The organism is Rhodoferax sp. (genome assembly GCF_025354435.1).
Classification (GTDB): Bacteria; Pseudomonadota; Gammaproteobacteria; order Burkholderiales; family Burkholderiaceae_C; genus Rhodoferax_B.
This window is the reverse complement of sequence record NZ_JANXMU010000065.1, coordinates 37307-45741: the sequence shown is the minus strand read 5'-3', so window position 1 is coordinate 45741 and position 8435 is coordinate 37307. Positions and strand designations below refer to the sequence as shown.

The 8435-nt window shown below is 57.2% G+C and carries 8 protein-coding genes and 1 pseudogene; 6 read left to right on the top strand and 3 right to left on the bottom strand.

Features of this window, described 5'->3' with window-relative positions; genetic code table 11:
* Positions 1-409 precede the first annotated feature (409 nt).
* Complete coding sequence (locus Q0T48_RS16870) at positions 410-619, top strand: hypothetical protein (protein WP_295958522.1); 210 nt, start codon at positions 410-412, stop codon at positions 617-619.
* 59 nt (positions 620-678) lie between these two features.
* Positions 679-807: pseudogene (locus Q0T48_RS16865) on the top strand (P-type conjugative transfer protein TrbG); the annotation flags it as partial.
* Between the two features lie 151 nt (positions 808-958).
* Here the strand turns inward: Q0T48_RS16865 and Q0T48_RS16860 are convergent.
* Complete coding sequence (locus Q0T48_RS16860; RefSeq protein WP_295958519.1) at positions 959-1510, bottom strand: hypothetical protein; 552 nt, start codon at positions 1508-1510, stop codon at positions 959-961.
* Positions 1511-1864: 354 nt separating this feature from the next.
* On the bottom strand, positions 1865-2401 hold the full coding sequence (locus tag Q0T48_RS16855; protein WP_295958516.1) for a hypothetical protein: 537 nt from the start codon (positions 2399-2401) through the stop codon (positions 1865-1867).
* A gap of 625 nt (positions 2402-3026) precedes the next feature.
* Between Q0T48_RS16855 and Q0T48_RS16850 the strand changes: the two genes are divergently transcribed.
* The 4 genes from Q0T48_RS16850 (at position 3027) to Q0T48_RS16835 (ending at position 7312) form a co-directional block, all read left to right on the top strand.
* Positions 3027-3467 carry a GNAT family N-acetyltransferase gene (locus tag Q0T48_RS16850; protein WP_295958514.1) on the top strand — a complete coding sequence of 147 codons (441 nt, stop codon included), beginning with the start codon at positions 3027-3029 and terminating at the stop codon, positions 3465-3467.
* 155 nt (positions 3468-3622) lie between these two features.
* Complete coding sequence (locus tag Q0T48_RS16845; RefSeq protein ID WP_295958511.1) at positions 3623-4264, top strand: glutathione S-transferase family protein; 642 nt, start codon at positions 3623-3625, stop codon at positions 4262-4264.
* Positions 4265-4479: 215 nt separating this feature from the next.
* Positions 4480-5583 carry an extracellular solute-binding protein gene (locus Q0T48_RS16840; RefSeq protein ID WP_295958510.1) on the top strand — a complete coding sequence of 368 codons (1104 nt, stop codon included), beginning with the start codon at positions 4480-4482 and terminating at the stop codon, positions 5581-5583.
* Between the two features lie 13 nt (positions 5584-5596).
* The gene (locus Q0T48_RS16835; RefSeq protein ID WP_295958507.1) at positions 5597-7312 is read left to right on the top strand and encodes a diguanylate cyclase; all 1716 of its coding nucleotides are present in this window, start codon (positions 5597-5599) and stop codon (positions 7310-7312) included.
* Between the two features lie 84 nt (positions 7313-7396).
* On the opposite strand, the gene Q0T48_RS16830 is transcribed toward Q0T48_RS16835, so the two are convergent.
* The gene (locus Q0T48_RS16830; RefSeq protein ID WP_295958502.1) at positions 7397-8305 is read right to left on the bottom strand and encodes a LysR family transcriptional regulator; all 909 of its coding nucleotides are present in this window, start codon (positions 8303-8305) and stop codon (positions 7397-7399) included.
* Between the last annotated feature and the right edge of the window lie 130 nt (positions 8306-8435).

Genomic DNA, 8435 nt, shown 5'->3' with positions numbered 1-8435 from the left:
TTTGCGGTGCTGGGCGAATCCCGCTTCTTGGTCGGCGGCCAGGGCCAGGGTGTGTTGCTTCATCTTTGTCGCCTTGTGAGGGATGACAATACCAATGCAAGTCACGCGCCAGGTCGGGACTTATTCAGCGTTGCCTTAAAGAAGTGAAATGTTCGACATTCGTGTCGTTTCAGCATTTGGCGGAGTTGTACGCGAAAGGGGTACTCGACGAATTCGGGTTTTCCGTTCGCATGTGCGCTGCTGATGGCAAGTACCCTGCTACGAATCCCGTCAAAAAAATACTCCCAACCAGTATCAAACCTGGCTCATCGTTCGACTTGGCGGTTCAAGGCGTAGATGTTTCACAACCAGCTAACCGCGAATTGAGAGCAGCGCTGCTTCGCACTTACATAAAGCTTTAAGGGAACCTGTGAAGCCATCTGTTACCCATGTCGAAATCATCGCCACTTTCAAGCGGGCGGAGTCGGATGCTGCCCACAAGTTCGAATTGATCAAAGCCGCCGCCAAAAAAGGACCCAAGGCCATCCAAGCAGCCGTTGACGCAGCGGCAAAGGCGGCAAAACGCAGGGACTCGTACGCAAAGAAGCTGGATGCCTTGGGTGTGAGTCTCCATGATTGAGGAGTCATCCGCCTATTTGCCTACACCGGTCATTGGCGACTCCCCCCACTGGACCCAACCCAAAGGACAAGATGCTGATCCTGCAGCGCCACGCCCAGGCGGCCAGTACTGCCGCACCGGTGGAGTCGGGCCTGTCGCTGGAGAAGATCCGCTTTCGTCACGCGGTCATTGACGGCAATCAGCCGCCATTGGCCAGAAGCTGGTTTTCATTGTCACCTGACAAAGGACTGCCCAAGACTTAAAACGGTCGGTCAATGAAGACCATTAAGGGTAGCAACCGGTTCACTCCATCAGGCGGTTGCAGATTCTGTAGAGAATCGATAACTAAATGCAGATGGATTAATCGGCATTTGGTTTCATTTGAGTAAATACATCCTTTATATTGTCTGGCTGCAATGCCCATCGATAAGCGGGGTGCATTTCCCAGTCAAAGCCAAAGTCTACGAACTGATGTGATAAATAACGGCTTTCTTCAAAATACTTTCGCTGAATAAATTCACCTTCTTCCTTCCGGGCGGTCAGAAAGTTAATCTTGTACATGAAAGCCGCCAGACTTTTTTTGTCTGCCACTTTGCCATTTGAAAACTTAAACACTCCGGATTGCATTACATTTTCAATTTTTTTCAGAATAGCCTCAGTGGTATGCGAATATCCATTGCTTGTTTTTCTGTCTTGACGAGAAGGTTTCATGCCAAAAAGTAGTCGTTCTATGTCTGGCAATTCTGAGCGATACTCGTTGATGGTATCTTGCATTCTTCCTTGTGAGTACTCTTCAAATACTGCATTGAAATGCTCTGTGCTTATCAATGTTGATTTGCTTTCAGCTGCGCGCCGTGCCGCAAGCGTGCAAAGCTTAACTAAGTCTCTCGGCCGTTTTCGGATGAGAGACATCATCATCCTGTAGGTTGGGATTTTCGACCAACTTCCTTTATCTTCAAATATCGGAGACATGATTGGGTTTAGGTATTGCGCTAACTGAGGCTGCGTCATTTCTACCAATTTATGCGTTTCATGCGTTCTCCCCGCATACAGCTCGAATCGCTTGGCCAAGAGAGCCAATATCTCGTGATTACTCCATGAGTACCAAATAACGGATCCTTCTATCTTGTCGGTTGATTCATCTGATGTCCTAACCAAATAATAAACATCAGATCGCAGACTTATTCGAAATGAAACGCCTTTGCTTTCGGATGCAATATCACGAACTGCATTTATCAATGCAGATATTTTTCGGATGTCCTTTTTTTATCCCTCCCAACCTCGATCAAGATCATCTAGGTAAACATATATTCGACCGCTGCTCAGGAACTGATCGACTATTATTTTTTTCGTTCCTTTTAAATTTACATATTTATCTGCTTTGAAAGTAGATTGTAAGAAATCGATAAATTTCCCGCCGTAAGTGTTTAGGTTTGCACGCCATCCGTCGTACTGAAGCCCAAGGGAGCTTAGAACCTTGCTCGCAATTATTTCGGAGATGCCAAGCTTCCACTCGCGAATAAGTTTAAGAAAGTCTTGTTCTTGATCACCAATTCCAGCGATGTCGTCAGGTTTAATTAAAATTGAAATTTTTCCATCAGCTTCTTCCTCTGCCATGGCAACTTTAAATAGTGCTGATTTTCCAATTCCTTTGTGTCCCACAAGCAATCGAATGGGTAGATTGTTGGCAACTTGACCGAATACGTTACTTTTAAAATAATAGGCCTTGAGTAACTCAAGGTCCTCGTCCTCGGCCGCCTCATGTCCGAACAGGCGCGCAATGTTTGTTTCTGAAAAATCCATATTTCCCCCTTTTATTAAGCTACATCTTACTTGCTGTTTTATAGTGGTCTCTGTTGCAAATTGAAGAAGGCTTACGTTTGCGCATTTCGTATATTTTCCTTAAATTCACCGAAAATGAACGACCGCACTCGCCTGCAGTTTCGCTGCTCGAATCTCAGTCATCAGCGACCGCAACGGGTCCAAAGCCGTCTTCTGAAAAGCGCACTTGAACCATAGGTTCAACCCGAACTTGCCATTTGGCTTGGTTAAGAGGGCGGGGCCGGACTCCTGCAAATGCTACAGATTTTTGCCGCAAAATATGTAGCATCTTGTGCTGGTTTCTTATGCGCTGGAGGTACTTTTTGTATGTTCTTTCCAGCCAACCCAGTCCCACAATCTTCCTGGCCAGCACATGGATGTAACCCCGCCCAGCTAGTGCGGCAGGAGGGATGTTGGTTGTATATCGACGGGCGGATGCACGGGATGGAATAGGGTGCTACATAAAAAAGAGCTGCTTGTGCCCATCTTATCGACGTAAAGTGCCTAAAAAATTCACAAAACCGTGGAACCCTGTTTTTACTCTAGGTTGGCACTACCCAGGGTGCCATGCTGCGGCTAAGCTGGCGTACTTCACAGGAGACCACGCATGCAGATCCGACCCGCCCAAGACACCGATTTCGCCCAGTGGTTGCCGCTGTGGCAGGGCTACCAGACGTTTTACAAAACCACCATCCCCGAAGCCGTCACCGCGCTGACCTGGCAGCGCTTTCTGGACCCGGCCGAGCCCATGCACTGCGCGGTGGCCGAGATCGACGGCGCGCTGGTGGGCATGGTGCATTACATCTACCACCGCAGTTGCTGGACGGCGGGCGACTATGTGTACCTGCAGGATTTGTTCACCTTGTCCAACCTGCGCGGCAAGGGGGTGGGGCGGACCTTGATCGAGCATGTGTACGCCAGCGCCGCCCATGAGGCTGCCGCCCGGGTGTGGTGGCTCACGCACGAGAGCAATCTGGACGCGATGCAGCTCTACGACCGCATCGCCGACAAGAGCGGCTTTGTGCAGTACCGCAAGATGATCGTTTGACTGGTGGTGTGAAGTTTGCTATATTTTTAAGAGCTACTTGTGCTGGTGGAATAAGGGCATGAACCTATTTTTATAGGTAAATTTCTTGGTGGTGCGGGCCGCAGCCGGGCTGTCAGAATCGGCCCCACCCATCCACCTCCGGAGATACTTTCCCCATGTTGACCATCCACCACCTCGGTATATCGCAGTCGGAGCGCATTGTCTGGCTGTGCGAAGAGCTGGGCCTGCCGTTCACGCTGCAGCACTACACCCGTGACGCGGTGACCATGCTGTCGCCGCCCGCGTTGAAGGCCTTGCACCCGCTGGGTGCGGCACCGGTGATCGCCGATGGCGACCTGCTGCTGGCCGAATCCGGGGCTATCGTGGACTACATCCTGGCCAAATACGGCGGTGGCCGCCTAGTGTTGGCTCCAGACCACCCAGACTTTGCGCAGTACCTGTACTGGCTGCACTTTGCCAATGGCAATCTGCAGCCCAATCTAGGGCGCAACATGGTGTTGCGGCGGCTCAACCTGGCGACAGACAACCCTATTCTGGTTGGCACCCGCGGTCGCTTGGACCTGGTGCTCGGCTTGGTCGAAGCGCGGCTGGGCGAGGCCGACTACCTGGCAGGGGCGGAATTCACGGCGGCCGACATCATGGCCGTGTTTTCGCTCACCACCATGCGCACCTTCATGCCGTTTGACCTGGCTCCGTATCCGCATATCCGCGCCTATTTGCAACGCATTGGTGCGCGCCCGGCCTACCGCAGTGCCATGCACAAGGGCGATCCGGGCCTGGTGCCGATGCTGGACTGACAGCCAAGCGGATATCGGTTGCTATTAATACAGTAGCTGGTTGTGTAGCTTGAATCAGCAATTGGGCTTGTTCTGGATGCTTTTTTGCGCCACTACATTCGCCCGTTTCAGTTTGTAACCGCCGCCAGCTTCCGTCCATCCGTCAATAGCCATTAACCAGAGCTTTCACTCCGGGGTACAGGCTGTTGTAATGCAGCTTGGCTAGAGTGAAACCGATGCGCCACCCCACACCTCTACGTACTCCGTGGCCTTTGCTCAATAGACGGCAGTTTGCGCTGGCCGCTGCGGTGTCGCTGCCGCTGGCTGCACCGCGACGGGCCGGTGCGGCGGGCACCGAGGTCTTGCGGGTTTTGGCCTGGCCGGGGTATGCGGATGCCGACATCGTCAAAACCTTTGAGCAGCGCATGGCCTGCCGGGTGGAGGTCACGGTGATCGATTCCGACGTGGACCTGTGGCAAAAAATCAGCCAGCACACCCCAGATGCCCAGCCTGCAGCTTTTGATGTGTTTGCGGTCAACACCGCCGAGCTGCAGCGCTACATCCAGCAGAACTGGGTACAACCCATCGCCACCGCCACGGTACCCAATCTGACCCGGCAACTGCCGCGCTTCCAGAACCGGGCAGCCATTCCCGGCCTGGTGCACGCGGGCAAAACCTATGCCATTCCGTACACCTATGCCGAGATGGGCCTGGTCTACGACCGCCAGCAAATCAAACAGCCACCCACTTCCATCGCCGCCCTGTGGGACCCCCGCTACCAGGGCAAGGTGATTGCCTACAACGCTGGCACGCACAACTTCGCGCTGGCGGCCATGGCACTGGGCCTGAAGTCGCCTTTTCGTCTGACCGACAGCCAGTGGCCGCAGGCGGTAGAACGGCTGATTGCCCTGCGCCGCAACGCGGGCGGTTTCTACACCCAGCCGGAGGAGTCACTGGCTCTGTTCAAAAACCGCCACGCCGCGCTGCTGTTTGCCAACTACGGCCGCCAGCAGGAGGTGATGTTCCGCGCGGCCGGGCTGGACGTGGGCTATGCCATCCCCAAAGAAGGTGCGCTGGCCTGGCTGGACTGCTGGGCCATCACCCGCGGTGCCACCAACCCGACCCTGGCCGCAGCCTGGATCAGCTACCTGCTGGAGCCCGAGCCTGGCCTGGTGCTGGTGAAACGCCAGGGGCTGGCCAACACCACCTCGGCCTCGTCTGAATACCGTGCCGAAGACCGCCTGGTCTGGCTGGAGCCGGTGGAAAGCGAAGAGCGCCGCAACCTGCTGTGGACCCGCATCGTGTCGGGCGACCGCGCCAGCAAGGTCCTGTCCCCATGACGCAGTGCACTCCATGAGGTGGGGCATCGTCGGCAAGCTAGTCCTGTTGCTGGCCGCCGTAGGGTTTTTGGCGGCCGGTTTGACCGGGTTCTATGCCTACCAGGCCAGCCGCAACCTGCTGGTGGATTCGGCCAAAAACAAGCTGCTCACCTCGACCCAGGTACTGGCCCGGCGTATCACCCAGACGCGCGAGGAGGTGTCGCGCAATCTGCAGGTGCTGGCGGGCTTGCCGATCACCATCTCCATCCTGCAACACCAGGACTGGGACGACACCGAGCAACTGGCCAAGTTGTTTGGCCTGCTGATCGATGCCAACCCCAGCTATTTGCAGCTGCGCCTGATCTCGGCCAGCGACTACGGGCTGGAGCGCGTGCGGGTCGAGCGGGTGGGGCCGTCTACGCTGCGCGTGCAGGGCGACGACCTGCAGGAAAAAGGCCACTATGCCTATGTGTTCGACACCCTGAAGCTGCCCGCCCGCGCCACCTACATGTCGCGCATCACCATCAACCACGAAGGCGGCTCCTACGCGGGCCTGGAGCAGCCCACACTGCAACTGGCCATGCCGGTGATGGATGCCAACAACACGGCCATTGGCGTGGTGGTGGTGAATATGGACCTGAACGGCATGTTCAACCTGCTCGCCGCCGACCTGCCGCCTACCTTCAAGCTGTTTTTGGCCAATGCCGAAGGCGACATCCTGGTCCACCCGGACAGCAGCAAAACCTTTGGCTTCGACAAAGGCCGCCGGGTGCTGTTGCAAGACGAGTTTGAACCCCTGCGTCCGCTGATCAGTGGGCAGCAAGAGCACGTGGTGTTCGAGGCCCGAGAAGACGGCTATGCCGATGCCCCCGTGGTGGCGGCCTTTATCGCGGCCAAGGTCCATGTGTCCAGCAGCGAAACCCGGCTGCTGTTGGGCCTGGCCCAGCCGCTGGACCAGGTGCTGGCGCAGTCGCAGCAGCTGGGCAGCACCATTTTGCAGATCGTGGTGGGCCTGTCCATGTTGTGCCTGTTGCTGGCCGTGCCGCTGGCCCGGGCCATGACGCGCCCGATCAACGCCGTGACCGCCGCCGCCCAGCGCTTTGCCAACGGCCTGCCGCCGGGTGATCTGCCCCTGTTGCGGCGGGATGAAATCGGCAGCCTGGCGCGCAGCTTCCACCAGATGCACCTGCAGATCACCGGGCAACTGGCCGACCTGCACGACAACCAGGAAGAGCTGGAACACCTGGCCCAGCACGACATGCTGACCGGCTTGCCCAACCGCCGCCTGTTCCAGGAGCGGCTGGAGAAGGCCCTGGCCCATGCCCGCCGCTACGGCGAACAGGTCTGCCTGCTCTTTATCGACCTGGATGCCTTCAAGGCCATCAACGACGGCTACGGCCACGACGCGGGCGACGAGGTGCTCAAAACCGTGGCCCGGCGCATGCAGCACATGGTGCGCGAGGTGGACACCGTGGCCCGTCTGGGCGGGGATGAGTTTGTGGTGCTGCTGGGCGCTGCCGTATCCCACAGCCATCTGGCCACCATCGCTGGCAAGCTGCTTACCGCCATCCAGGAGCCGATACCGGTGCAGGCCCAGGAGTTAAGGGTCACCGCCAGCATCGGCATCAGCCGCTACCCGCAAGACGGCCAAACCGCCGCCGACATCCTGGCCACGGCCGACCAGGCCATGTACAGCGCCAAGCTGGCCGGGCGCGCTGGCTACCGTTTCTTTTCTGCCTCAGTAGAGTGATTTACTATTGTTTTTGTAGCTACTAGCGTAGAGGGAATATGCGCTAGAGGCCTAAAAAGCTTATATTTTCTACCCAGCACCAACTCACTGCAGATGTGCATGCCGGGTGAACAAATCTGCCGCCCAGTCCACAAACGAGCGCACCTTGGCGCTGAGGTGGTGGTTCGGCGGGTACACCACGTAGATGGGGATGGAGGGTATGGCCCAGTCGGGCAGCAGCTGCACCAGCGTGCCATCCGCCAGGTAGGGCGCGGCCATAAAGGTGGTCATCTGCGAGATGCCCAGGCCGGCCAGCGCGGCGGCCATGTAGGCATTGCTGTCGTTCACGGCGATGCGGTAGCTGCTGTTGGGCGTGCTGTGTGCACCATCTTTGAAGAAGTCGTTGGCAAACATGCGCCCGGTGCGGGGCGAGAAGAAGTTCACCATGTGGTGGTTCTGCTCCAGGGCCTGCGGATCTAGCGGCGTACCAAAGCGACGCAGGTAGTCGGGTGAGGCCACGGTGATCAGCGGCAGGTTGCCAATGCGCCGCGCCACCAGCGACTGGTCGGTCAGCTCGCCGCCGCGAATCACGCAGTCCACGTTGTCGCCAATCAAATCCACCGGCCGGTCGCTCACGCCCAGGTCCAGCTGGATGTCGGGATAGCGGTCGAAAAAGGTGGACAGGGCCGGGATGATCAGCAGGCTGGCCAGCGACGAGCCCACGTCCACCCGCAAACGCCCCTGTGGGTTGGTCTGGGCATTGCCCATGCTGGCTTCCAGTTCGTCCAGGTCGGCCAGCAGACGGGCGGTGCGCTCGTAGTAGGCGGCACCGTCGGCGGTGACCGTCACGCGGCGGGTGGTGCGGTTAAGCAATTTGACGCGCAGGCGTGCTTCCAGATGCTGGATTTGCTTGGTGACGGTGGCCTTGGGCAGCGCCAGTGAATCGGCGGCTTTGGTAAACGTGCCTGCCTCCACCACCCTTGCAAACACGCGCATGGTCAGTATCTGATCCATAGTTCCTCACTTCGTTCGGTTGGCACACCCCCAGGCTGCAGCGCTTCGCGTCTTTCGTCCACCCCCTTGCAGGGAGCAGCACCAGTGGCCCGGCGGAGCCGGTTCCACGGTACTTTGCGATCTGCAGGGG

Bases quoted from the DNA above. Each gene is read 5' to 3' on its own strand.
- Q0T48_RS16860 (WP_295958519.1), bottom strand. From the start codon at position 1,510: ATGTCTCTCATCCGAAAACGGCCGAGAGACTTAGTTAAGCTTTGCACG.
- Q0T48_RS16855 (WP_295958516.1), bottom strand. From the start codon at position 2,401: ATGGATTTTTCAGAAACAAACATTGCGCGCCTGTTCGGACATGAGGCG.
- Q0T48_RS16850 (WP_295958514.1), top strand. From the start codon at position 3,027: ATGCAGATCCGACCCGCCCAAGACACCGATTTCGCCCAGTGGTTGCCG.
- Q0T48_RS16845 (WP_295958511.1), top strand. From the start codon at position 3,623: ATGTTGACCATCCACCACCTCGGTATATCGCAGTCGGAGCGCATTGTC.
- Q0T48_RS16840 (WP_295958510.1), top strand. From the start codon at position 4,480: ATGCGCCACCCCACACCTCTACGTACTCCGTGGCCTTTGCTCAATAGA.
- Q0T48_RS16835 (WP_295958507.1), top strand. From the start codon at position 5,597: ATGAGGTGGGGCATCGTCGGCAAGCTAGTCCTGTTGCTGGCCGCCGTA.
- Q0T48_RS16830 (WP_295958502.1), bottom strand. From the start codon at position 8,305: ATGGATCAGATACTGACCATGCGCGTGTTTGCAAGGGTGGTGGAGGCA.